The following is a 23,941-nucleotide window of genomic DNA, read 5'->3' as shown; positions in this document are numbered from 1 at the left end:
ATCGGTGCGGTGGCCGAGCGATATGTTGATTGGTGGAGGTTCGAGGATGAACACTGCTGCAAAGATGCTGCCTACACGTGGTCTTGCAATGTGCGGCACCATCGCGTTGGCCGCGGCCATCACGATGGGCGAAGCCGCTGTGGCGTATGCCTACGGTTTCGATTGGCACCATCTGGCGTATGCGCTGGTGATGGTTGCGGCGGTGTTGGCCATGCCCCGCTGGCCCATGGGCGCCGCGATACTTGTGCTGCTCGCGGACATGGCTGCACCGGTGCTGCCGTTCCATACATCCGGCATGCTGACTCTGGCCGTCATCGTGGCGCTGGCGGCGATCGGCTATCGACATACCGTCGCCGGACTATGCGCGGCGGTACTGGCCGGCTGCGCGGAAAGCTGGTCGTTCGTAACCATGTTCGGTCTGCCTGCGATCCGGATACTGGCGCCGAACCAACTGATGAACCTGGTGTATTACGCGGGATTCGCCGTGCTGGGTGTGCTCATGCGGCAAGCCATCCATGCCGAACGTCTGCGTCACGAGCTGCGTCTGTCGCGTTGGCGCGAAGCCACCGCCGCCCGGCTGCATGACCGGATATGCAACGACCTGTCCTGTCTGGTGCTGCGCGTCGACCAAATCAGCAACGGAGAAGACCAAAGCATTACCGACATACGTCAAGGGCTTGCTGACACATTGGATGATGTGCGGGAGGTCGTATCTGCCTTGGATTCGCCGCGCGCACGAGATATGGCTGTACCGTACGGCGACGATGAGTTGCGGTCGCGGCTGCAAGGGCATGTGGACCGATTGTCCGACTTGGGTATCCAAGGTGAGGTGTTATGCGCGGACGGCATAGAGGAGGGGCTGGATGAACAGGGGCGCAATCTGGCTTTGTCCGCGGTGGATGAGTTGTTCGGCAATATCGCCAAGTATGCGAATCCAGAGGCCGACTATACGTTCGTCATCCAACGTGATGCCGCAGCGTTGACAATCAGCGTGGCCGATACGCCGAATCACAACAAGGCGCCAGATGGAGGCAGCGGCGGTGGCAGCGGCATGGCGCGATTGCGCCGATCCGCAGAGGACCTCGGCGGAAGCTGCACAGTCGAGATCTCTCCGGAAACATGGTCCTGCCAACTTCGCATACCGTACGCATAAGCGCGCGGATATCACCGCACGATCAGTGTGGACATCACGGCGAGATGGTCGGTGGTGGTGATCGCGAAGGATTCGACGTGCGCGACGTTGATGCCGCGCGTGAGCAGTGGTGGCTGTAAGAATGTGAACAAAGTTCCGTAAAGGATTTATATTTTGTGAATGATAAGCCTCAAATGTTATGATATTTTGTTAATAATTCTAGAAAATAATTGTATATTTTTGTCAAATCCTAGTGATTCCAATACTTGAGGCGGTGGTGTGATTGTTGCGAAGAAGTGCCTATCGTCAGCTGGTGGACTGGAAGCGATTGAAAACCCAGCAGGGACTTTTGATCATGGGTGCTCGTCAGGTGGGGAAGACCACATTGGTGCGGGAATTCGCAGCCAATGAGTACCAACGTCTGGCGGAAGTGAATTTCATCGAATCACCTCAAGCTGTGGATACGGTGAGCAAAGCGTCCGATGCGAAAGATCTGCTGCTCAGACTGTCGATATTGGCAGGAACTGAAATCGTTCCCGGTGAGACGCTGCTGTTCCTCGATGAGATTCAGGCTTGTCAGGATGTACTGACCTGGGTGAAATTCCTGGTTGAAATGCGTGATCTGGACATCGTGCTGTCTGGTTCCATGCTTGGCGTGGATCTGTTCAATGTGCGTTCGCTGCCGGTTGGGTTTTTGCAGACCATGGTGATGAAGCCCCTTGATTTCTTTGAGTTCTGCGACGCATGCGGTCTGCCCAGTTCGGCTCTGTCTGCTGTGCGGGAATGTTTCTTCGCCCACCGCGAGGTTCCTGACTACCTACACGAGAAGTTGACGGATCTATGGTACAAATACCTACTGGTCGGCGGTATGCCTGATGCGGTGCAGGCTTTTGTGGATTCGTCTGATCTCAACAGGGTGCGCAATGTGCAGAAAGGCATTGTTGATCTCTATGAACTCGATATCACCAAATATGTTCCTGATTTGGTGGAGCGTCGGCATATCAAGACCATCTACGAGTCCATCGTGAATCAGCTCAACGCGCCGAATAAACGGTTCAAATTCACCAAGCTGGGAAACGGCAGTCGGTTCGTTCATATGCGAACGGCTTTTGACTGGCTGGCAAATGCGGGCATCGCACTGCCGACGCTGAAGGTTCAGGAGCCTCGTTATCCCATGGGAGACCATGCGAGTGAGAATTCGTTCAAACTGTATTTGAACGATGTGGGGCTGTTGACTTCGCAATTGATGCGCGAAACGGATCTGGAGATACTCAATCGACGCTCCAGTATGAACTACGGCTCAATTTTTGAGAATGCGGCGGCCCAAGAGCTTTTCGCTAAGGGATACGAGTTGTTCTACTACAACCAAGGCAATATAGGTGAAGTGGATTTCCTCTTGCAGGATGCAGAGGGAAATGTTTCCCTATGCGAGATCAAATCGGGAAAGGAGTACACCCGGCATCGTGCCATGAATAATCTTCTGGACACGCACAATTATGAGTTCGCGCACGCTTGGGTATTCCATGACGGGAATGTCGAGCGCAAGGGTGTTGTGGACTATCTACCCATTTACATGTTGGCATGCCTCGATCCCACGATGAGGGTGTCAACAAGCGCCAATGCCGCTAGCTGATGGCAGAACATCGACATCGATATTGACGCGACTGTCATCGGACCGCTGAGTCATTGGGAACATCGGCACAACGCGAACCCCCGAAATGTGGCCGTGCCTCTGCATGGTAGGTGAATCACATTCGGAATATCACCGCACAATCAGTGTGGCCGTCACGGCGAGATGGTCGGTGGTGGTGATCGCGAAGGATTCGACGTGCGCGACGTTGAGGCCGCGCGTGAGCAACACATGGTCGAGTTCGATGCGCGGCCACGGCAGCCATGAGGGGAAGGTGAGATTGGAGCCGTGCGCGTAGGTGAGGCTTGCGTCCGTGAATCCGGATTTAAGCAGCGCGCGGAAACTCGGATGGTCGGTGCCGGAATTGAGGTCGCCCATCACCACAGCGATATCGTCCCCGACCGCCGCCGTGCTGGCCAGCGCGCCCAATCCGCGGATGCCGGCGCTCCACTGGGGGCAACCGCGCATCGGGGATTTCGGATGCGCCGACGCGAAGGTGATGTATCGGTGGGCAGGCGTGACGTTCGGCTCGGTTCCGTCCGTCGTTCCGCTTGTCTCTTCGACGGCGTCTGATTCGCCATGCGGCAGCGCAATGGTGACGGCGGGAACATCCGCCGCGGGGATGTCGACCGCGTTGGGCGTGGCATCGGCTGGCTCGTATGCGGTCCAGATTCCGTTGAAACCGCCGTTGTCGGTGTCGCGCTCCTCACCCAGCTGACGATAGGGAAGCAGCTCGGCGAGCCCTTGGGCGTCGAGCGCAGCGACGAGTTCGCCGGTGAGCTCCTGCAAGGCGAGTACGGTGATATTCCGTTCGCGCACCTCGCGCACGATATGTGCGGCATCGGCCCGGCCGAACCGGCAGTTCAGCGTCATCACCGCGAACGGTTCGTTGGGCGTGAGCGATGCCGGAGATGTTTCACGACCTGTTTCACAGACGTTGAAAAGTGTTTCACGAGATGTTTCACGAGCTGCAGCGGTAGCCAGGCTGGCATTGCGCCCCATGGATCGCGCGGCGGAAGGGGCCATATCGAATCCGGCACCCCGATACTGCAACCGGCGTGATGAAGCGGCCAGAGCCAACACCAGCATGGCGCCCATAATGCCCCATTCATGCAGAACGGCCGCCCACACGGCCAGCGCGACCAGTGGAACCCACAGGAACGGAACCAGCGCGATGAGATACGGCATCGGCATATGCCCTTCCCAGCCCGCGGGCAGCGCGGTCAGCGCGATCCACAGCGCGGCGATGATCCATAGCACGAAGAACAGAACGGTCATAGGGGCTCCTTTTGGGTCGCGGAAGCTGTCGTTCCGACGGCCCATTGTATGCGCGCCGCCTGTCCGACGCCATCGGCGAGGGCGGTTTTCAGAAAACATCCAAGATTGTGTTACCGATTTTGCAGACGCTCGACATGTTGCGTGTCGATTGGCGAGCTACGGTCAAAACCGTTCCAACGCCACCAGTCGCCGGCCGAGCCGCATCCTCGGCATGGTGCCGCGCAGTCAGGAGTTCATCATCGTGAATATGCCGACCATCCCGCACAGCTACACGGACAAGCAGCGCGTGTATCGCCGCCGCAGAGTGACGGTCATGATGATGGTTGTGGTGGCGGCCTGCGTGACGGGTATGGGCGCAATGATTCACGCCCAACTAGCGGGAGATGAGGCGCAGGCAGCGGCGGATGACGCGGCGTCTTCGGCCGAAGTGTCGAATGTGTCGGATTCCTCCGCTGAGGCCGAGGCTCTCGCGGCCGCGCAGGCCGAAGCCGCCGCCATCTCCGCCGAAATGGAGGTTCAATTGGACGCGGTGTTCGCAGGTGCCGAATACGCCGTCGAGGTTGTGAATCTCGCCGACGGCACAACCCCGGTCGCCATCGACGAGGATGAGGTGTTCGTCTCCGCCAGCACCTACAAGCTGTACGTCGCCTATTCCATGCTGAGCGCGGTGGACAGCGGCACGATGACTTGGGAATCGGAACTCAACGGCACCACGCTGGGCGAATGCTTCGCCCAGATGATCGAAATCTCCGACAACGCCTGCCCGGAAGCGTGGCTATACGATGTGAGTTCTCGGGACGAGGTGACCGCGCAGGCGAATGCCATCGGTGCCACCAGCACCGCGTTTGTCGACGGGCAAGCGGCCACCACCACCGCCTCCGATTTGGCGACCATACTGACCGGCGTGTATGAGGGCACGCTGCTGTCCGAGTCGTCGAATGAGACGCTGATCGAGGAGATGATGGCGCAGGTGTATCGCGAGGGCATACCGGCCGGCATCGGGGATTCGGGAGTCGTGGCCGACAAGGTCGGGTTTCTGTACGGCTATCTCAACGATGCGGGCATTGTCTACAGTGACAAGGGCGATTATGTGTTCGTGATTTTGACGAATAATTCCTCGTGGGCGGCGATCGCCGAGGCCACCGCCATCATTTACGACGCGCTCCCGGAGGCGTAATCAGAGGGCCTTGTCATTGTCCTCGTCATCCTGAGCGGAACACGGCTTGTTTTTCGTCGTCCTGATTCCGTCATCCTGAGCGGAGGCCGTTAGGCCGAAGTCGAAGGATCTCTGACAGGCCGGGCGGGAGGCGATGAGATTCTTCGACTCCGCTACGCTCCGCTCAGAATGACGGGGAGCGTTGCGCTCCAGACAAAATGACGAGGGGCGACGGTCCGCTTGGAATGACGGGAAGGATGGGGACGCAGCGTTTCGGTCAGAATGACAGAAACGCCGTGTCCGCTCAGAATGATGGGACACGGCGTTCGCTTGGAATGATGGAGACCTAGGGTCTCTGGTATCAGCGGCCGAACAGTCCGCCGAGGCCACCGCCGAGGTTCGGCGGCAGATCGGGAGCGCCGTTGCCGGCCGCGTCTCCCATCAGCTCATCCAGACCTGCGGGAAGAGTTGGATTCTGCGGCTTCTTGGCGAATGCGGAGCCGCCGGACGCGCCGTCGGAGGGCTTGCCTGCCAAACGGTCGCGCAACGCTTTCTCCTCGGCTTCGCGCTTCATCGGATTGCCGGACTTCGAACCCTTCTTCTTGTTCTTGCCCTTGCCCTTCTTGCCGCCCATCGCCGGGCCGCCGAAGCCGGGGATGCCTCCACCCATGCCGGCCTTGTTGCTCATGCGCTTCATCATCTTCGCGGCCTGCTCGAAACGCTGCAGCAGCGCGTTCACCTGCGAGACGGTCACGCCGGAGCCGTAGGCGATGCGGGCGCGACGCGAGCCGTCGATGATCTTCGGGTCACGGCGTTCGGCCGGGGTCATCGAGCGGATGATGGCTTCGGTACGGTCGATCTCACGCTCGTCGAACTGCTCCAGCTCCTTGCGGTGCTGCGCCATACCCGGCATCATGCCCAGCAGGCTTTTCATCGAACCGAGCTTGCGCACCTGCTGCAGCTGGTCGAGGAAGTCGTCGAGACCGAAGGATCCCTCGGAGATCTTCGCGGCGGCCTTCTTGGCCTCCTCCTCGTCGAACTGGCGCTGCGCCTGCTCGATCAGGGTCATGATGTCGCCCATATCGAGGATGCGCGAGGCCATACGGTCCGGATGGAACACCTCGAAGTCCTTCAGGCCTTCGCCGGTGGATGAGAACAGGATCGGCTTGCCGGTCACGCTCGCCACCGACAGGGCCGCGCCGCCGCGGGCGTCGCCGTCGAGCTTGGAGAGCACCACGCCGGTGAAATCCACGCCCTCGTCGAAGGCCTTCGCGGTCTGCACCGCGTCCTGGCCGATCATCGCGTCGATCACGAACAGAATCTCATCGGGCTGCACGGCGTCGCGGATGTCGCGAGCCTGCTTCATCAGCTCCTCGTCCACACCCAAACGACCGGCGGTATCGATGATCACCGTGTCATACAGCTTCTGCTTGGCCAGCGCGACCGCGTCGCGCGCCACCTTCACCGGATCGCCCGTGGTCTGGCCAGGGGCGGCCACGGCTTCGCCGCCGTCGGACTGCACGCCCTTCTCCGGCGCGTACACCGGCACTCCGGCGCGCTCGCCCACCACCTGCAGCTGCGTCACCGCGTTCGGACGCTGCAAATCGGCCGCCACCAGCAACGGCGTGTGGCCGCTGTCCTTGAGCCAGTAGCCCAGCTTGCCGGCGAGCGTCGTCTTACCGGCACCCTGCAGACCGGCGAGCATGATGACGGTCGGCGGGTTCTTCGCGAAGTTCAGCGGACGGTCCACGCCGGCGCCGAGCACTTCGGTGAGCTCCTCGTCAACGATTTTGACGACCTGCTGCGCCGGATTGAGCGCCTGCGACACCTCGGTGCCCAGCGCGCGTTCGCGGATGCGCGCGGTGAAGGAACGCACCACGTCGAGCGCCACATCGGCGTCGAGCAGTGCGCGGCGGATCTCGCGGATCGTGCCGTCGATATCCGCCTCGGAAAGCTTGCCCTTGCTCTTGAGATGCTTGAACGCATTCGAGAGCCTATCAGTCAAAGAACTAAATGCTGCCATAATGCGCTCCAGTCTAGCCGTGACGCGGGAAAAGCCACTATGGATGCGCGGCTTCGCTGGGGGAGTGCATGCGGCCTCGGCTTCGGTTTGAAAGGCGACACGCCTGACTCTTGTCGTGATGGACAACGTTAGCCATTGAGGTGTACAGTGTCGATAGAACCGGTTCGAGAATGTTTGGTGATGTCGCATCGGTTTGTTTATAAGCAAGGAAGCTATATGCGTATCGTTATCGCAAGGAGGATGCAGTGCGCAAACTTACTCCATTAATGGCTATCGTTAGCCTTCTGGGATTGATATTGCCGTTATCGGCATGCGGCAGCTCGACCGCCGCGGATAACGGTCTGCTCTACGTGTTCAACACCAAAAGCGAGATCAAAGACGGTCTGGAACGGATCGTCAAGGAATACGGCGCCGAAAACGGCATCGAAGTCAAGGTGTTCTCTCCCGGCTCCGGTTCGGACGTCACCGAAACCACAAACACCGAAATGACCTCCAGCACCCCGCCGGCCATTTTCGCTACCAACGGACTGGTGACATGGGGCCCCGGGGACGGCGACTTCATGCTCGACCTCAACGAAAGCGACAACGAGCAGCTCAAAGCCCTCGCGCAGGCGGTGCCCGACGAACTGCGGTTCACCAGCGAAGGCGACGAAAACCTCGGCCTTCCCTACACGTTGGAGGGATACGGCTACATCGTGGATACCGATGTGCTGAACGACCTGTTCGCGCTCGACGATGCCAGCCAGCTGGTGGACGACCTCAAGACGTGCGATTACGACGAATTCCGCGCGTTCACCGACGCCGTCGACCAGTACATCAATAACCCCCAATCCATCACCGTAACCGTCAACGGCCACACATACACCACACCCGCGCAGAAAGTCGGCCTCGCCAACGAACTGACCGGGCTGTTCGTCGAATCCGGCGCCGAGAAATGGACCTACGCCGACCATATGGTCAACATTCCGCTCAACGCGGTGTTCGAGAACTACGGCGACGCCTACAGCGCCGACCTGGACGCGATCGACGCGCTTAAGGATCCGCTGATCAAGGAGATGGAGGTGCTGGAATACAACACCGCGCACGCCGCCGGCGAGGACGGCTCGAACACGCGCGGTCCGTCATTCGTCAACTCCACCACCGGATCCTACGACTACGCCCTGCAACTGTTCTGCGACCACCGGGGACTGTTCTTCAAACAAGGCAGCTGGATTTATCCGAACCTGAAAACCGCGCTTGCGGACACGCAGGACGGCGGCGAGGAAATGCTCGCCAATCTGGAGATCCTGCCCATCAAGATGCCCTTCACCCAGTCCGACATCTCGGTGGAGGGACGCACTCCCGAAACCTTCAACACCTCCATCCCCACCATGGTGCCGAACTATTGGATCATCAACAAGAAAGCCACCAAAGCCCAGCAGGAGAATGCCGCTGACTTCCTGGTCTGGCTGTTCACCTCGGAAAAGGGGCGCTCCTTCCTGACCGAGGAATGCGGATTCATCCTCTACGACGAACTCGACGAAACCGACAGCACGAACACGCTCAACAACGCGCTGCTGCGCTACGCGAGCGAGGGCAAAACCATCTCCAATCCGTTCAACGCGGCGCCGGGCAACTGGTTGGAATTCGTCGGCAACCAACTCAAGCAGGACTACATGACCAAATCCCAGTGGGACGAGTCGACCTACTCGGACTATGCCGACACGGTGATCGCCCGTTGGAAGAACCTCAAGGACATCCAGTCCAGCTGAGCCAAGCCACCATCCACGAGAGAAAGACAATGTCATGTACAAGAAATGGTTCCTACCGTTCATAGCCCCGGCGGTCATCCTGTTCACTTTGGTCGTCGGCATCCCCTTCGTCATCGGCGTGCTGTATTCGTTCTCGGCATGGCGCGGCGTGTACTTCAAAGGCGGGGACAACCTCTTCGAGGCATGGGTCGGCCTCGACAACTATGCGAAAGTGTTCCGCAATCCCGACTTCCTTAACGCGCTCGGCTACACCGTGACGTTCACCATCATGGCGGTCGTCGCCATCAACGTGTTCGCCCTCGCCCAGGCGTTGCTGGTTAACGCGCTCGGCCGGGCGGTTGGATTCTTCCGCGCCACGTTCTTCCTGCCCAATCTGCTCGGCGGCCTCGCCCTAGGCTACATCTGGCTGTTCATCTACGAGAACATCTTCTCCACCACGCTGTTCGGCCCGGACGGCATTCTGCCGATTGATCTGCTGACCAACATGACGCAGGACCACAACAAGAACCTGCTGGCCATGCTCATCATGTTCGTCTGGCAGCAGTCCGGTTACATGATGATCATCTACACCACCGGTTTGGCCAACATCTCGCAGGATTTCTACGAGGCCGCGTCCATCGACGGCGCCAACGCCGTGCAGCGCTTCTTCCACGTCACCATACCGATGCTTATGCCCAGCATCACCATCGTGCTGTTCATGACGCTCGCCAACAGCTTCAAACTGCTGGACCCGAACGTCGCGCTCACCAACGGCGAGTACGACACCCGCATGCTGGCGCTGCAGATCCTGCGTGTACCGAAAGACACCAGCAACAACTACGGCGTCGCCCAGGCGGAGGCGGTGCTCTTCTTCCTGATCGTCGCCGCCATCTCCATCACCCAGGTCATCATCACCAAGCGCAAGGAGGTAGAAGCCTGATGAACAAGAAAACCGTCTCCCGCGTCATCATCGCCATTGTGTTGGTCGTGATGGCGGCGTTCACCCTGTTCCCTCTGTGGTTCCTGCTTATCAACTCGTTCAAATCGCAGTCCCAGATCGTCAAATCGCCGCTCGCGTTGCCGTCCGGACTGGATTTCTCCTACATCGCCAACGCGATCGAGCAGATCGACCTTATTCCCTCGTTCCTGCTCACCGCGTTGATCGCCGTGGTCGGTGTGGTGTTCATCATCCTCGTCTCGTCGTCCGTCGCATGGATGATGGTGCGGTTCAAGAGCAAGGTCGCCAACGCGCTGCTGCTGGTGTTCACGGCCTCCATGCTGGTGCCGTTCCAGGCGATCATGTATCCGCTGATCGACGAGTTCGACGATTTGGGGCTCAAGAACACCCCCGGACTGATTCTGATGTATGGCGGCTTCGGTCTGGCCATGAGCGTGTTCCTGTACCACGGTTTCATCAAAAGCATTCCGGTCTCGCTTGAGGAGGCCGCGTTCATGGACGGCGCGAACGTGTTCCAGGTCTACTGGAAGATCGTGATGCCGCTGATGCGCCCGACCACCGCCACGGTCGCCATCCTCAACGGCATGTGGATCTGGAACGACTATCTGCTGCCGTTCCTGGTGATCGGCAACGGCGAGCACAAGACGCTCACGCTGTCCGTGTACTTCGCGAAAATCGAATCCGGCGCCTACGGCAACGCGTGGGATCTGATCTTCCCCGCCGTGCTCATCACCATCATCCCCATCGTCATCATCTTCCTGTTCCTGCAAAAGCAGATCATCAAGGGTATGACCGCGGGCAGTGTGAAGCAGTGAGCGCGCGGATAAGGAGCATGATGACACAGCGCGACTGGAAAAAGGAAACGACCGTCTATCAGGTCTATCCGAAAAGCTTCTACGACGCCAACGGCGACGGCATCGGCGACATCGCCGGCATCACCGCCAAGCTCGACTATCTCGCATGGCTGGGCATAACGACGATCTGGATTTCGCCGTTCTTCAAATCCCCGATGGTCGACAACGGCTACGACATCGCCGACTACTACACCGTCGATCCGATGTTCGGCACCAACGCGGATCTGGAAGAGCTCATCGTCGAGGCCCGCAGCCGTGGCATGCGTGTGCTGTTCGATTTGGTGGTCAACCACTGTTCCGACCAGCATGAGTGGTTCCGCAAGGCCTGCGCCGATCCGCAAGCGCCGGAACGGGATTATTTCGTGATTCGACGCAAGGACGAGCTCACCAACTGGCGTTCCGTGTTCGGCGGTTCGGTGTGGTCGCCCCTGCCCGGCAGCGAGGACGAGTACTACATGCATGTCTTCGCCAAGGAGCAGCCGGACCTCAATTGGGAGAATCCGGCGCTCAGACGCGAGATCTACCGGATGATGAACCACTGGCTCGACAAGGGCATCGGCGGCTTCCGCGTGGACGCCATCACCTATATCAAAAAGAACCAGGATTTCCCGGACTTTCCCGCGGACGGTCCGGACGGGCTGGCATCGGTGGACCGCGGCAGCAACAACCAGCCCGGCATCGAGGAGTTCCTCAGCGAGATGCGACGGGAGACCTTCGACCGGTATGACTGCATGACCGTGGCGGAGGCGTCGGAGGTGCCGTTCTCGCAGCTGCCGACGTATTCGGGCGATGACGGGTTCTTCTCGATGATCTTCGAATTCTCCTATCAGGACCCCTACGTCGACAAAACGCATCCGGAATGGTGCCGCCCGAAGGAATGGATGGTGGAGGAATACAAAAACCTCATCTTCACCGCCCAAGAGCAGCAGCAGCGGCTTGGCGTGTGGTCTCCCACCCATGTGGAGTGCCACGACAGCCCCCGCGCGCTGACGCGGCTGATGCGCAACGCGGACGTGGCGGGCGTGAGCGACGATCCGGCCGAGCGGCGCATGCAGGCCACCATGCTGGGCGCGATGTACTACTTCCTGCGCGGCACGCCGTTCATCTATCAAGGGCAGGAGCTGGGGGCGCGCAACGCGACGATGACCTCCATCGACCAATTCGACGACATCTTCACGCGTGATCAATACCAGGTGGCGTTGCGTGCGGGGTTTGGCGAACGTGAGGCGTTCGACGCGGTTGCTTTCCGCAGTCGGGACAACGCGCGAACCCCGATGCCGTGGAGCGATGCCGACCGCGCCGGCTTCAGCGCGGGGTGCGACGGCGACGCCGCGCCATGGCTACCGGTCAACGACGATTACCGCGAGGTGAACGTGGCGGCGGAACGTGCCGACGCGGATTCGGTGTTGGCGTTCTACCATGCGATGGTGGCGTTGCGGTCGTCCGGTCGGTACCGCGACGTGCTGGTCTACGGCGATTGCGTGCCGGCATATCGCGGGGTGCGCAATGTGATCGCCTACGACCGACGGGTCGACGCGGCCGCGCGTGATACCGCCGCGTCGGCCGATTCGCGTGGTGCCGCCGCGCACACGATCCGCGTGGTCTGTAACTTCCAGGAGACGCCCTGCGAAATCGACTTGGACGAATCGATGAAAGACGCGCAGGTGCTGCTCGCCAACAGCGGGCGGCAGCGTGTGGACGATGGCGGGGTCTTGCGTTTGCGTCCGTTCGAGGCGGTGGTGGTCGCGCTGCGTTGACGGGCCACTGGGCGGCCTGTGGTTGCGGTGATCACGCGGCCGTCAGCGGTGATCACACAGCCGTTTAGCGGCGTGGGGCGGCGTCCGCTCGGCGGGGAACCAGCTGGATGGACGCTGTTTCATGCGTTTTGGGGAGCGATCGTCCCTCGATGAGGATCAAAGCCTTGCTCGCGGCCGCCGCTCCCATATCGAACGGATGCTGGCGGATTGTGGTCAATCCGAATTCGGCGGCGAGATCCGTGTCGTCGAAGCCGATGACCGAGCAGTCGGCGGGCACGGTTTTGCCGTACTGGTGCAGGCGATTCAACAGCGGCATCGCCAATCCATCGGACTGACAGCAGATGCCGGTGGGGAAGCGGTCCAGCGCGAACAGCTGCGCGATGGCGGATTCGATGGCCTGTTCGGGGTTGCGGGGCAGGGAGATCACCTGCGCGTGTATCGGCGTGCTGGCCGCCTGGCAGGCGTCTTCAAACCCGAACAGTCGCGTGTCGGTGCTGTAGGTGAGCGTCAGCGTATCGTTCATTTCGGAGCAGAGATACGCCAAATCACGATGCCCCAGATGGATGAGGTGCTGCGCGGCCAGTCGCATGCCCTCGCGGTCGTCGATGCTGATGGACGCGTCGAAACCGTCGGTCGAGGGAACGCTGATGCCGATGATGGGCACGTGCAGCGTCTGCAGCTGCTCCACCTCGTGCGGATCGATGGCGAATGAGGCCACCACCACGGCGTCCGCGTTGCGTCGGACCGGCAGCGCGTTGAAAAAACGGTGGCGCGTATCGGCGTCGTCGATGCGCTCGTAGAACGAGATGTCGTATCCTTCCGACTGCAGCACTGAATTCATACCCGACAGCACCGAAGCGTTGAACCAGCTGCTCAGCCGCTCGTTCATCAGCAGCGCGACGCGTCGGGACTGCCCGGATTTAAGCGCGGACGCGGAACGTGAGACCTGATATCCCATGTCGGCCGCCACGGCAAGCACATGCTCGCGCGTCTTCGCGGACACACGGTTGGGATTGGTGAACGCGCGGCCAACGGTAGACACCGACACTCCAGCCTTTGCCGCCACTTCATGAATCGAAACCGCCAACGTTCGCCTCCTTGTCGTACGGACCATCCTACGGGAATGCGCTCTTGGCTGAGCGAGGGCACGCCGTACGCCTCGGCCCGATACCATGGAAAGAGTAAACCTCAGTGGTAGTGCGAATTGTTGATTGAACTTCGATTTTCGGTTCCGTACATATCGCTGGACACCCCTTATCGCAGACATGCCGTGCGCCGGCGCACCCGCCCACGATGTGATGGGTCGCGCTGCTGCAATGCAGACTGCCATGCAATATGGAGGCCCACCGATGCAACATAAGCAAATAGAACGCAAAGCCCTGACCGTGGGGCTGGTCGTCAACATCCTGATGGTCGCCGCCGGCGTCATCGTCTTCTTCATCACCGGCCTGAAGGCCATGTTCCTCGACACCGCCTACACCACCATCTCCGTGTTCTCCGGACTGGTGGCGATCGCGCTGTCCTCGCACACCGTGCGCACCACCGAACGCTACCCCAACGGGCGGTTCGCGTTGGAGCCGATCTACGCAATCTGCAAGGCGGTATTCACCCTCACCCTGCTGCTGTTCACCCTGATCGACACCGCGCAGATGTCGTACGACTACTTCGCCTACGGCATCGGAGAGCGCACCGCCTTCGGCCCGGTGGTGGTGTATGAGGCCATCACCGTGCTCTCCTGCCTGGGATTGTGGCTGTACTACCGCCGCGAGAACCATTCGATCCGTGGAGCGAGCACCATGCTGGTCGCCGAGGAGAAAAGCACGTTCATCGACGGCGCGATTTCGCTGGGTATCGGTGCGGCCGCGGTGATCCTCGTGTTCCTGCCGGAGGGCACCCCGTTCGACTTCCTGCATTACACGGGCGACTTCTTCATCACCCTGCTGATCGTGCTCGCCGTGATCAAGGAGCCTTTCGAGGTGCTGTATGGCGCGTTCGTCGAGCTGATCGGCGGCGTGCATGAGGATGACGAGACGTACGCCTTCGTCGAGGCCGCGGCGCAGAACCATCTGCCGGACGGTACGGAGTACGAGCGCACGCTGATCTTCAAAACCGGCATGAACTACACCATCGACGTGTATCTCGCCGGCACCGGCGAAACCATCGACGTCGACAATCTGGTGGCCTGCAAGCGCGCTCTCGAACGCGAGCTCACCCGCCGCCTGCACATCGTCGACGTCGATTTCGTCTTCGACTAAAGGCTACTTGAACCTACTTGAGGCTCCAGGTGGAACCTTGCGGGCCGTCTTCGATGGCGATGCCGGCGGCGCCCAGCGCGTCGCGGATCGCGTCAGCCGTGGCGAAGTCGCGGGCCTTGCGGGCCTCGGCGCGGGCGGTCAGCTGGCTGGCGACCAGCGCGTCCAGCGCGTCGTGCTCGGCGTTGCCGTCGCCCGCGGCACCTGCTCCGGCGCCCGCTCCGGCCGCGCCGGCCCACGGTTCGGCCAGCGGGTCCAATCCCAGCGTGTCCAGCATCGCGCGCACGGCGAGCAGTGTATCGCGCAACTCGGCCTTGGCCGCGCCATCGGCACCGTCGCCCGCGCCCGCATCCGCGGCAATCTGCGCGAGCAGGGTGTTGCCGGCGCGCACGGCGGAGAAAATCGCGGCGGTCGCACCGGAGACATTGAAATCGTCGTTCATGGCGGCGGTGAACTCGGACGGCAGCTGGTCGGCCATCATCGCGCACACCTCATCGCATGAGGGCTGCCCGCCCAACGCGACGCCCGCACGTTCGATGAAATTGCCCACGCGATCGTAGGCGGCCTGCGCTTCGGCCAGCGTCTGATCGGACCATTCCAGCATCGAACGGTACTGCACGCCGCCCAGCGCGTAGCGAACCACCCACGCGGGATTCTGCGCCAGCACGGCCGGCACGCTCAGGCCGTTGCCCAACGACTTCGACATCTTCTCGCCCTTGGCGGTCACCCACGCCGAATGCATCCAATGCACGGCGGAATCCCAGCCGGCGGCGCGCGTCTGCGCCATCTCGTTCTCATGGTGGGGGAATCGCAGGTCGAGTCCGCCGCCATGGATGTCGAAACCGTCCTTAAGATACCGGCGGCTCATGGCCGAGCATTCGATATGCCAACCGGGGCGGCCCATGCCGAACGGCGTGGACCAGCGGGCATCCTCGGGATCGGTGTCCTTCGGCGCCTTCCACAGCGCGAAGTCGCGCGGATCGTGCTTGTCGGGCGAAAGATCGGCCGGGTCGACCGGATTGTATTTGTCGTCGCCGGCCGCGTCCACGCTGGGGCCCATACGGTCGGCCACCGCGGCCGCCTCATCGGCGGACACCGCCCCTGCGGTCTGCTTCTGATGCGTCAGCTCGCCGTAATGCGGCCAGCTCGCCACATCGAAATACACATTGCCGGTGGGGCGGCCCTCGTCGTCCGTCACCACATAGCCGTGGCCGTTGTCGATGATGCGCTGGATGAGCTCGACCATATCCAGCATATGGCCCGTGGCGCGAGGCTCGTAGGTGGGCGGCAGCACGCCCAACGTGTCGTAGGCCTGCGTGAACTCGCGTTCGTAGATATACGCGCGCTCCCACCACTGCTGGCCGGCGGCCGCGGCCTTGTCGAGGATCTTGTCGTCGATGTCGGTCACGTTGCGTACGAACGTGACGCGGTAGCCCAGTTTCATGAACCAGCGACGCACCACGTCGAAGGCCACCGCGGCGCGGATATGGCCGATATGCGGCGAGGACTGCACGGTCGCGCCGCACACGTAGATGCCCACCTGGCCGGGTTTGATCGGCGTGAAGGCCGACACGGCATGCGTGGCGGTGTCATACACGTGCAGGCCGGCTGCTGCGGACTGCACGTCAACGGCGGAATTCTGCGGTTCTTGAGCTTTTTCCATAAGCGTCAAGGCTATTCGCGCAACCCGACAAACCGGCCGGATTCGCGGGGCGTCGGCGTGCGAGCCCCGCGGTGAGAGGAACGCGCGGCGAGGCTCGTGTCTTGGGGCGTGCCACAATAGAGGTCATGGTCACACCACAAGTGCTCATCATGCAACACGTCCCATGGGAGAAACCGGGGCGCATTCTGGCGAACCTCGAAGACCTCGGTCTTGGCACGCAGACGCTGAACGTGGCATCGGTCAAGAAGCCGGATCTGCCGGACTTCGACGAGGTGGCCGGCGTGGTGATTATGGGCGGTCCTATGGGGGCGACCGACTACGACAAATATCCCGGACTCAAAGCCGAGGCGAAGCTCGCGCGCGCCTGCGTGGCCGTGGGCAAGCCGGTGTTGGGCGTGTGCCTGGGGCATCAAATCATCGCCACGGCGTTGGGGGCGAAGCTCTCCCGCGGCGAGGCGCCGGAGATCGGGTTCGCGCCGATCAAGCGCGTGGACAAGCACGACTATTTCTCGATGTGGGACAAGCAGATCGACGTGCTGCATTGGCATAACGACGTGGTGGGACTGCCTCCGGAGGCGCAATTGCTGGCGCGCTCCGCATCCACGAAGGTGCAGGCGTACCGCATCGGCTCGGCCTTGGGATTGCAGTTCCATCTCGAGGTGACCGGCGCGCTGCTTGAGGAATGGCTTGACGAGCCGAGCATGGTCAAGGAACTGAAAAAGGCCGGCGGCTCCAAATCGCAGCTGCGCGAACAGTTCGCCCAATGCGACTCCACGCTGCAGCCGCTCGCCGAATCGGTGTTCTCCGGATTCGCGGTCCGCTGCAACGCCTACGCCAAAACCCTGCAGGCCGCGTAGCGCGTAGCCCGCGGCGCGGCTATTCGAGCTGTTCGGAAAGCTCCATCCACTCCATTTCGAGGGTTTCGGATTCCTCGGCGATGGCCTGCAGCTGCTGGTTGAGCTCGTTGAGACCGGCGTAGTCGCTGGGGTCGTGTTCGGCCATGCGCTGTTCCAGCTGCGTTTTGCTCTCCTCGAGTTTGGCGAGCTTGCGTTCGATGGCGCTTACGCGCTTCGAGGCCTGATGGAACTCCTTGCCGCTCAGTTTCGGCTTGGCGTCGCCGTTCGATGATTCGGTGCCGTCTGACTCGACTGCGGAAGCGTTGGAGATGCCTCGACTGCGCTCGGCATGACGAGAATCATCGCCCGCTCCCGCGCCGCCGAAATCGCCCTTTTCGATCATCGTCAGATAGTCGGCCACACCTCCGGGCAGGTGCCGCACCTTGCCGCCGATCAGCGCGAACTGCTGGTCGGTCACACGCTCGAGCAGGTAGCGGTCATGGCTCACCACGATCAGCGTGCCGGGCCAGGTGTCGAGCAGATCCTCCATTACGGCGAGCATATCGGTGTCCAGATCGTTGCCGGGCTCGTCCATAATGAGCACGTTCGGCTCGTCCAGCAGGATGAGCAGCAGTTGCATGCGGCGCTTCTGTCCGCCGGAGAGATCCTTGATCGGCGTCATCAGCTGGGCGGATTCGAAGCCGAGACGCTCCATAAGCTGGCCGGGCGTCACCTCCTTGCCATCCACGATATAGCTCGGCTTGTAGCGGCTGAGCACTTCCTTGATCTTGTATTTGCCGAGCTTCTCCAGCTCGTCGAGCCGCTGGGAAAGCACCGCGAACTTCACGGTTTTGCCGATGTTCACATGACCGGCGGTCGGGGTGAGCGTGCCGTCGAGAATCTTGAGCAGCGTGGATTTGCCGGCACCGTTCGCGCCGACGATGCCGAAGCGATCGCCCGGGCCAATCAGCCAGGTCACGTCGTCGAGGATTTTGCGTCCAGAGATCGTGACCTTCTGCGCCGCCGAAGTGATCGCCGGAATGGTTTCGTCATCCGTCTGCGCGCCCGGCTCGGCACCGTCGCCGGCGAGATCGCCCACACCAGCGGCCGCGTCTGCGCCCACGCCGGCATCCACCAGACGCGGGTCGTTCCAGTCGTCCACCGCGACTTCGAGGGAGCCGTGCACCTGCGGTTCGTCATGCATGGCCGGCACCACATCCACGCGCGAGGCGGAATCGTTCATCGCCGCCACATCAGGGTCGATATCGGCCAAACGGTCGCGTCCCAGCGCCAAATCATGACCGGTGGGCAGCGCCACCCCTGCGGCGGTCACCGCCTGGGCCGCGAAAATCTGCGTCACATCGATCAGATCCACCACCTGCTTGCCCAAGCGCGAGGTGGCCATCTGCTTCAATTCGACGCTGTTGCGCACCGGCGGCACATCGGCGATGAGCTCGCGCGCGGCCTTGACGTGGAACTTCTGCTTGGTGGAGCGGGCGCGCGCGCCGCGGGTCAGCCAGGCGAGCTCCTTGCGCGCGAGATTGCGTCGCTTGGTCTCGCGCACGTCAGCCTGACGGTCGCGCTCCACACGCTGCAGCATATACGCGGAATAACCGCCCTCGAAGGGATCGATCACCCCGTCGTGCACCTCCCACATCGACTCGCACACCTCGTCGAGGAACCAACGGTCGTGCGTGACGAGCAGCAGCGCGCCGGAGCCGGCGGACCAACGGTTCTTCAGATGTTCGGCAAGCCAGTGGATCGTCACCACATCCAAATGATTGGTGGGCTCGTCAAGCGCGAGGATGTCCCAATCCTTGAGCAGCAGCCGGGCCAGGTCGGCGCGTCGGCGCTGGCCGCCGGAGAGGGAGCCGACCTTCGCGTCGAGACTGATGCCGCCGAGCAGCGCCTGCACGATCTCGCGCGAGGCGGTGTCGGACGCCCACTCGTAGTCCTCGCGGTTCTCCAACGCGGCCTCGCGCACCGTGGCGTCGTCGTCGAGCGGATCGCGCTGGTCGAGCATGCCGAAGGTGAGGCCGCCACGTTTGGTCACGCGGCCGGAATCCGGCTCCTGCGTGCCGTTGAACAGGTGCAGCAGCGTGGATTTGCCGTCGCCGTTGCGGCCCACGATGCCGATGCGGTCGCCTTCGAACACGCCCTGCGTCACATCGGTGAAGATGGTTTTGGTGGCGAAGGCGAGCGAAACGTGTTCCAATCCAATATCGTAAGTCGGCATAAGGCACCAATCTAGCGCCTGCGCCCTACCGGCCGCCGTTGGGGTTGCGGCTCGGGACCAAGGGTCGCGCCCGTGGTTCTGTACTGTGGCGCGGGGTTGTGTTCGGGGGTGCGGTTCGGGGCATCGCGCGCCTGTTGTGACCCGATTGAGGTACAACGTTTGCCTAAATCGTGAAAAAAGCCGGGGAATCCATGTGCCGACATATGCCGCCGCATCGGCGTATTCAAGCCGAACACGCCGTGAAATCAAGGGCTTGCGATTGGTTGGCGTGCGCATAAAATAAACCGCGTTTACTAGGCAAAAAGCCTTAAGAGAACAACGATAAGTTCATACGCGGGAGTTACCGAGGCGCGCTGAGGCGGCACGGTCGCGAACCCGCGGGGAACAGGGGTGATGCTGGCGTACGCGCCTCGAGCGAAGACGAGCCGACTCGCGTGAACGCGCGGCGTCTCCACCAACGGTCCATCATGCCGCAACAGATCGGCCGCCGATAGCGTCGGCAGCCATCGCCAGACCATCGATTCCCAACACCACCCAAACCATAACCGCCCATACAGAGAGACACGAGGGGTTGCCCTTTCATGTACGTCGATCCGAACCGTAACCAAAACGCCAGCAACATCCGCTGGATTCTGCCGTATTGCAAGCCCGACTGGCCGCGCGTGGCGGGCTCCGTCGTACTGTTCGCGGTGAACAACGCCATGGCGTTGACCATTCCGCTGCTGTCAGGCCTTATCGTCGACCGTGTGATCACCCAAGGCCACGTGGATGAGCTCACGCGCCTGTGCACGCTGATGATCGTGATGACCCTGGTGCGTGTCGCCTCGCGCTACGGCTACCAGATGTGGATGGAGCGCTTCGGGCAGAACTCCGTATACCGTCTCGTCTCCGACGAGTACGAGAAGCTGCACGAGCTCGATTTCACCTACTTCAACCACACGCGCACCGGCGACATCATGAGCCGCATGACCTCCGACACCGACGCGATCCGCCACGCCCTGAGCTGGGTGACCTACCAGGTGGCCGACTGCGTGGTCATGTTCATCGGCGCGCTCGCCGTCATGTTCGCCATCGACTGGAGGCTCGCGCTCGCGCTCGCCTGCATCACGCCGTTCCTGTTCGTGCTCACACGCGGCCTGTCGAGCCACGCGCGGCCGCTGTTCCTCGCCATCCGCAACTCGTTGGCCGAGCTCAACTCCATGGTCGAGGAGAACATCGAAGGCAACCGCGTGGTCAAGGCCTTCGTGCGTGAGGACCACGAAACCGAGAAATTCGACGCGCACAACGACGACTATATGCAGCGCAATATGGCGCAGGCCTACAACACGCGCCGCTACATGCCCTGGCTCGACGGCCTCGGCTTCTCGCTGCAGCTCATCACCCTGGGATTCGGCGGCTTCCTTGTGATCCGCGGCCATATGACGCTGGGCAACCTCGTGAGCTTCAACTCCTTCCTGTGGATGATCGACGGCCCGGTGCGCCAATCCGGCTGGCTGATCAACGATTGGCAGCGCTTCAACGCCTCCTGCGTGAAGATCCGCAAGCTGCTCACCGCCAAGTCGCGCATCGTGGAGAAGGAGGATGCCGAAGACACGGTCAAGCAGGCCGTGGCCATCGCCGAACAGGTCGGCGCGGCCCATCCGCCGGCGCCCGACCGCATCAGCGGCGAAATCCGATTCGACCATGTGAGCTTCGCCTTCCCCGACGATCCCAAGACGCCGATTCTCAAAGACATCGACTTCTTCATCCCCGCGGGCGGCAAGCTCGGCATCCTCGGCGAAACCGGATCCGGCAAATCCACGCTGGTCAACCTCATCTCGCGTTTCTACGATCCGACCGTCGGCCACGTGGAGATCGACGGCATCGACGCGCGCGACTGGCCGCTGACCACCCTGCGCTCGCAGGTGTGCATCGTGGCGCAGGATACGTTCCTGTTCTCCGACACCATCGGCGGCAACATCGCGTTCGGCGCGGGCGGCGACCGCGACGAGTGCTTCATCCGACGCATGGCGCAGATCGCCGGTGCCGACCAGTTCATCAGCTCGATGCCCGAAGGCTACGACACCGTGGTGGGCGAGCGTGGCGTGGGTCTGTCCGGCGGGCAGAAGCAGCGCCTGTCGCTTGCCCGCGCCCTGGCGGACGATCCGGCGATCCTCATCATGGACGACACCACGTCGGCCGTCGATATGGAAACCGAGGCGGAGATCCAGCGCCGCTTGCAGGAGATGGACGAACGCAAGACGATCATCACCATCGCGCACCGCATCTCCTCGGTAAAGGACGCCGACCTCATCCTTGTGCTCGAGCGCGGCCAGGTGGTCGAACGCGGCACGCACGAGGAGCTGGTCAAGGCGCACGGCCGCTACTGGGACATCTATCACAAACAGCTCGGACTGCAGTCCGGCTGCTCGCAAGGCTACGGCGAGTAAGAAAGGAGGACGCACTACCATGGCGCAACGCAACACATTCCGTGAGGACGAGGAACTGCAGGAGCAGATCAACCTGCGCGACATCCTGCGCGTCGGCGGATATCTCAAACCGTATCTCGCCCGCGTGGTCCGCATTCTCATCGTCGTCGTGTCGATGAGCGGCATTCTGGTCACCGTGCCCTATCTGACCAAAATCATGATCGACGAGGCGATTCCGAACAAGGATCTGGGTCTGCTGGGAGTGCTGGCGGCCCTGCTCGCCGCGCTGATCGTGGTCTACGAACTGTGCCTGCGCTACCGTACGGTGGCGATCACGCGCGTGGGCCAGATGATGCTCAAGGACATGCGCCGCGACATCTTCACCCACATCCAGACGCTGCCGTTCAGCTATTTCGACTCGCGACCGCACGGCAAGATTCTCATCCGCGTGGTCAACTATGTGAACACGCTGTCCGACACGCTCTCGTCAGGCCTGATCAACGTGATCGCCGACGTGTTCACCTTCCTGCTCACGCTGGTGATCATGTTCGCGGTCGACTGGAGACTCGCCCTGTGGAGTCTGGTGCTGTTCCCCGTGCTCATCATCTGGGTGCGCGTGCTGCAGTATTTCCAGCGCCGCGCCTACCAGCGGCTGTCGAACAAGCAGTCGAACCTCAACGCGTACATCCACGAGTCGATCGCCGGCGTGAAGACCACGCAGACTTTCGCCCAGGAGCGCGCGCAGTTCGAAACCTTCCAGCAGCAGCAGGACGAGGTGCGCTCCGCCTGGATGAGGGCCGTGCACATCCAGTTCCTCATGTGGCCGGGCGTGCAGACCATCTCCGTGATGACCATCTCGTTCATCTATTTCGTGGGCATCATGGGCTTCGCGGGCGTGGACGTGACCACGGGCGTGCTCATCGCCTTCGTCGGCTATGCGAACAACTTCTGGAATCCGGTCATCAACATCGGCAACTTCTACAACCAGCTCATCACCTGCTCCGCCTATCTGGAGCGCATCTTCGAGACGCTGGATGTGGTGCCGGAGATCGAGAACAAGCCGGATGCCGCCGACCTGCCGCAGATCCGCGGTTCGGTCGACTTCAACGACGTGGTGTTCCGTTACGAAGAGGGTGGGCGCAACATCCTCAATCTGGTGGACTTCCATGTGGAGCCGGGGCGTTCGGTCGCGCTGGTCGGCCCGACGGGCGCGGGCAAGACGACGATCATCTCGCTGCTGTCGCGCTTCTACGACGTGTCGGAGGGGTCGGTGACGATCGACGGCTACGACGTGCGCGACGTGACGCTCGAATCGCTGCGTCGGCAGATGGGCGTGATGCTGCAGGACACCTTCATCTTCTCGGGCGACGTGCGTGAGAACATCCGCTACGGCAAGCTCGACGCCACCGACGAGGAGATCGAGGCGGCCGCCCGGGCCGTGCATGCGCACGAGTTCATCATGGAGCTGCCCGACGGCTACGACACGAAGGTGGAGGAACGCGGCTCGACGCTGTCGGCCGGGCAGCGCCAGCTCATCGCCTTCGCGCGCGTGCTGCTCGCCGACCCGCGCATCCTGATCCTCGACGAGGCGACGTCGAATATCGATACCCGCACCGAGGAGGCGCTGCAGGCGGGTCTCGCCGAGCTGCTCAAGGGACGCACGAGCTTCATCATCGCGCACCGACTGTCGACCATCGAGAACGCGGATGAGATCTTCTACATCGACCACGGGCAGATCGTCGAGCACGGCGCGCACAACGCGCTGCTCGACGAGCGCGGCGCGTACTGGCGTCTCTATGAGTCGCAGTACGCGATGATCAAGGCCGGCGTCGGGGCGTAAGTCCTGGCGTGGCCGCCAGATAGGGCTGGATGGGTGTGAGACCGCTGGTCGGCCGCCGACTGGGGTCGTCGGGAGCGGTGCCTCCGCACGGCCCCCGACCCAGCCCCGTCCTGTGCGACTTTTCCTCACACGAACCGCACAGGTCGTGTGCGTCACGTCCGCCCTCCGATACACCATGCCCATTCACG

Annotated in this window: 15 protein-coding genes and 2 pseudogenes; 11 read left to right on the top strand and 6 right to left on the bottom strand. The window is 61.8% G+C overall.

The genetic code is table 11. The features are described 5' to 3' along the window. Positions 1-88 precede the first annotated feature (88 nt). Both AC1AV0_RS09660 and AC1AV0_RS09655 read left to right on the top strand, forming a co-directional pair. Positions 89-1,153: a sensor histidine kinase gene (locus AC1AV0_RS09660; RefSeq protein WP_476573468.1), complete on the top strand. Its 1,065-nt coding sequence runs from the start codon at positions 89-91 to the stop codon at positions 1,151-1,153. A gap of 307 nt (positions 1,154-1,460) precedes the next feature. Beyond that, on the top strand, positions 1,461-2,765 hold the full coding sequence (locus AC1AV0_RS09655; RefSeq protein WP_476573466.1) for an ATP-binding protein: 1,305 nt from the start codon (positions 1,461-1,463) through the stop codon (positions 2,763-2,765). Positions 2,766-2,894: 129 nt separating this feature from the next. Here the strand turns inward: AC1AV0_RS09655 and AC1AV0_RS09650 are convergent, their stop codons facing one another. After that, entirely contained in the window at positions 2,895-4,040 is a 1,146-nt protein-coding gene (locus AC1AV0_RS09650) for an endonuclease/exonuclease/phosphatase family protein (protein ID WP_476573464.1), read from the bottom strand. Between the two features lie 148 nt (positions 4,041-4,188). On the opposite strand from AC1AV0_RS09650, the gene AC1AV0_RS09645 reads away from it, so the two are divergent. Beyond that, positions 4,189-5,217 (top strand): serine hydrolase, encoded by a 1,029-nt coding sequence (locus AC1AV0_RS09645; RefSeq protein WP_476573462.1) that lies wholly within the window; start codon positions 4,189-4,191, stop codon positions 5,215-5,217. Positions 5,218-5,557: 340 nt separating this feature from the next. On the opposite strand, the gene ffh is transcribed toward AC1AV0_RS09645, so the two are convergent. After that, a complete protein-coding gene (ffh, locus tag AC1AV0_RS09640) occupies positions 5,558-7,219 on the bottom strand; it encodes a signal recognition particle protein (RefSeq protein WP_476573459.1) in 1,662 nt (553 codons plus the stop codon). Between the two features lie 266 nt (positions 7,220-7,485). Here ffh and AC1AV0_RS09635 point away from each other — a divergent pair, with 266 nt between their 5' ends. The 4 genes from AC1AV0_RS09635 to AC1AV0_RS09620 are packed head-to-tail and all read left to right on the top strand — an operon-like array spanning position 7,486 to position 12,518. Beyond that, positions 7,486-8,970, top strand: a complete 1,485-nt coding sequence (locus AC1AV0_RS09635; protein WP_476573457.1) for an extracellular solute-binding protein — start codon at positions 7,486-7,488, stop codon at positions 8,968-8,970. A 34-nt stretch (positions 8,971-9,004) separates the two neighbouring features. Beyond that, positions 9,005-9,889, top strand: coding sequence for a carbohydrate ABC transporter permease (locus AC1AV0_RS09630; protein WP_476573454.1), 885 nt, complete (start codon positions 9,005-9,007; stop codon positions 9,887-9,889). Then, the gene (locus tag AC1AV0_RS09625; RefSeq protein ID WP_476573450.1) at positions 9,889-10,722 is read left to right on the top strand and encodes a carbohydrate ABC transporter permease; all 834 of its coding nucleotides are present in this window, start codon (positions 9,889-9,891) and stop codon (positions 10,720-10,722) included. Before AC1AV0_RS09630 ends, AC1AV0_RS09625 begins: the two co-directional genes overlap by 1 nt. A gap of 17 nt (positions 10,723-10,739) precedes the next feature. Next, positions 10,740-12,518, top strand: coding sequence for an alpha-glucosidase (locus tag AC1AV0_RS09620; protein WP_476573448.1), 1,779 nt, complete (start codon positions 10,740-10,742; stop codon positions 12,516-12,518). A 64-nt stretch (positions 12,519-12,582) separates the two neighbouring features. On the opposite strand, the gene AC1AV0_RS09615 is transcribed toward AC1AV0_RS09620, so the two are convergent. Continuing rightward, a complete protein-coding gene (locus tag AC1AV0_RS09615; protein ID WP_476573446.1) occupies positions 12,583-13,632 on the bottom strand; it encodes a LacI family DNA-binding transcriptional regulator in 1,050 nt (349 codons plus the stop codon). Positions 13,633-13,867: 235 nt separating this feature from the next. On the opposite strand from AC1AV0_RS09615, the gene AC1AV0_RS09610 reads away from it, so the two are divergent. Continuing rightward, complete coding sequence (locus AC1AV0_RS09610) at positions 13,868-14,773, top strand: cation efflux transmembrane domain-containing protein (protein WP_476573443.1); 906 nt, start codon at positions 13,868-13,870, stop codon at positions 14,771-14,773. A gap of 13 nt (positions 14,774-14,786) precedes the next feature. Here the strand turns inward: AC1AV0_RS09610 and cysS are convergent, their stop codons facing one another. Then, positions 14,787-16,433 (bottom strand): cysteine--tRNA ligase, encoded by a 1,647-nt coding sequence (cysS, locus tag AC1AV0_RS09605; protein WP_476573441.1) that lies wholly within the window; start codon positions 16,431-16,433, stop codon positions 14,787-14,789. A gap of 125 nt (positions 16,434-16,558) precedes the next feature. Here cysS and AC1AV0_RS09600 point away from each other — a divergent pair, with 125 nt between their 5' ends. After that, positions 16,559-17,290: a type 1 glutamine amidotransferase gene (locus AC1AV0_RS09600; RefSeq protein ID WP_476573439.1), complete on the top strand. Its 732-nt coding sequence runs from the start codon at positions 16,559-16,561 to the stop codon at positions 17,288-17,290. A 19-nt stretch (positions 17,291-17,309) separates the two neighbouring features. On the opposite strand, the pseudogene AC1AV0_RS09595 reads toward AC1AV0_RS09600, so the two are convergent. After that, positions 17,310-17,549 (bottom strand): annotated as a pseudogene (locus AC1AV0_RS09595) (ABC transporter C-terminal domain-containing protein); the annotation flags it as partial. A gap of 107 nt (positions 17,550-17,656) precedes the next feature. Beyond that, positions 17,657-19,505, bottom strand: a pseudogene (locus AC1AV0_RS09590) (ABC-F family ATP-binding cassette domain-containing protein); the annotation flags it as partial. Between the two features lie 581 nt (positions 19,506-20,086). Between AC1AV0_RS09590 and AC1AV0_RS09585 the strand changes: the two are divergent. Both AC1AV0_RS09585 and AC1AV0_RS09580 read left to right on the top strand, forming a co-directional pair. Next, positions 20,087-21,934: an ABC transporter ATP-binding protein gene (locus AC1AV0_RS09585; RefSeq protein WP_476573437.1), complete on the top strand. Its 1,848-nt coding sequence runs from the start codon at positions 20,087-20,089 to the stop codon at positions 21,932-21,934. A 19-nt stretch (positions 21,935-21,953) separates the two neighbouring features. Beyond that, positions 21,954-23,753 (top strand): ABC transporter ATP-binding protein, encoded by a 1,800-nt coding sequence (locus AC1AV0_RS09580; RefSeq protein ID WP_476573435.1) that lies wholly within the window; start codon positions 21,954-21,956, stop codon positions 23,751-23,753. Positions 23,754-23,941 lie beyond the last annotated feature (188 nt).

The sequence above is a fragment of the Bifidobacterium sp. LH_558 genome (genome assembly GCF_056356295.1).
The sequence above is the reverse complement of the archived record's forward strand: the minus strand, read 5'-3'. Positions and strand labels throughout refer to the sequence as shown.

Excerpts from the sequence above, each read along its gene's own strand:
- AC1AV0_RS09585 (WP_476573437.1), top strand. The coding sequence starts at position 20,087 with ATGTACGTCGATCCGAACCGTAACCAAAACGCCAGCAACATCCGCTGG.
- cysS (WP_476573441.1), bottom strand. The coding sequence starts at position 16,433 with ATGGAAAAAGCTCAAGAACCGCAGAATTCCGCCGTTGACGTGCAGTCC.
- AC1AV0_RS09625 (WP_476573450.1), top strand. The coding sequence starts at position 9,889 with ATGAACAAGAAAACCGTCTCCCGCGTCATCATCGCCATTGTGTTGGTC.
- AC1AV0_RS09620 (WP_476573448.1), top strand. The coding sequence starts at position 10,740 with ATGATGACACAGCGCGACTGGAAAAAGGAAACGACCGTCTATCAGGTC.
- AC1AV0_RS09650 (WP_476573464.1), bottom strand. The coding sequence starts at position 4,040 with ATGACCGTTCTGTTCTTCGTGCTATGGATCATCGCCGCGCTGTGGATC.
- AC1AV0_RS09600 (WP_476573439.1), top strand. The coding sequence starts at position 16,559 with ATGGTCACACCACAAGTGCTCATCATGCAACACGTCCCATGGGAGAAA.
- AC1AV0_RS09630 (WP_476573454.1), top strand. The coding sequence starts at position 9,005 with ATGTACAAGAAATGGTTCCTACCGTTCATAGCCCCGGCGGTCATCCTG.
- AC1AV0_RS09660 (WP_476573468.1), top strand. The coding sequence starts at position 89 with ATGTGCGGCACCATCGCGTTGGCCGCGGCCATCACGATGGGCGAAGCC.
- AC1AV0_RS09580 (WP_476573435.1), top strand. The coding sequence starts at position 21,954 with ATGGCGCAACGCAACACATTCCGTGAGGACGAGGAACTGCAGGAGCAG.
- AC1AV0_RS09635 (WP_476573457.1), top strand. The coding sequence starts at position 7,486 with ATGGCTATCGTTAGCCTTCTGGGATTGATATTGCCGTTATCGGCATGC.
- ffh (WP_476573459.1), bottom strand. The coding sequence starts at position 7,219 with ATGGCAGCATTTAGTTCTTTGACTGATAGGCTCTCGAATGCGTTCAAG.
- AC1AV0_RS09610 (WP_476573443.1), top strand. The coding sequence starts at position 13,868 with ATGCAACATAAGCAAATAGAACGCAAAGCCCTGACCGTGGGGCTGGTC.
- AC1AV0_RS09615 (WP_476573446.1), bottom strand. The coding sequence starts at position 13,632 with ATGGTCCGTACGACAAGGAGGCGAACGTTGGCGGTTTCGATTCATGAA.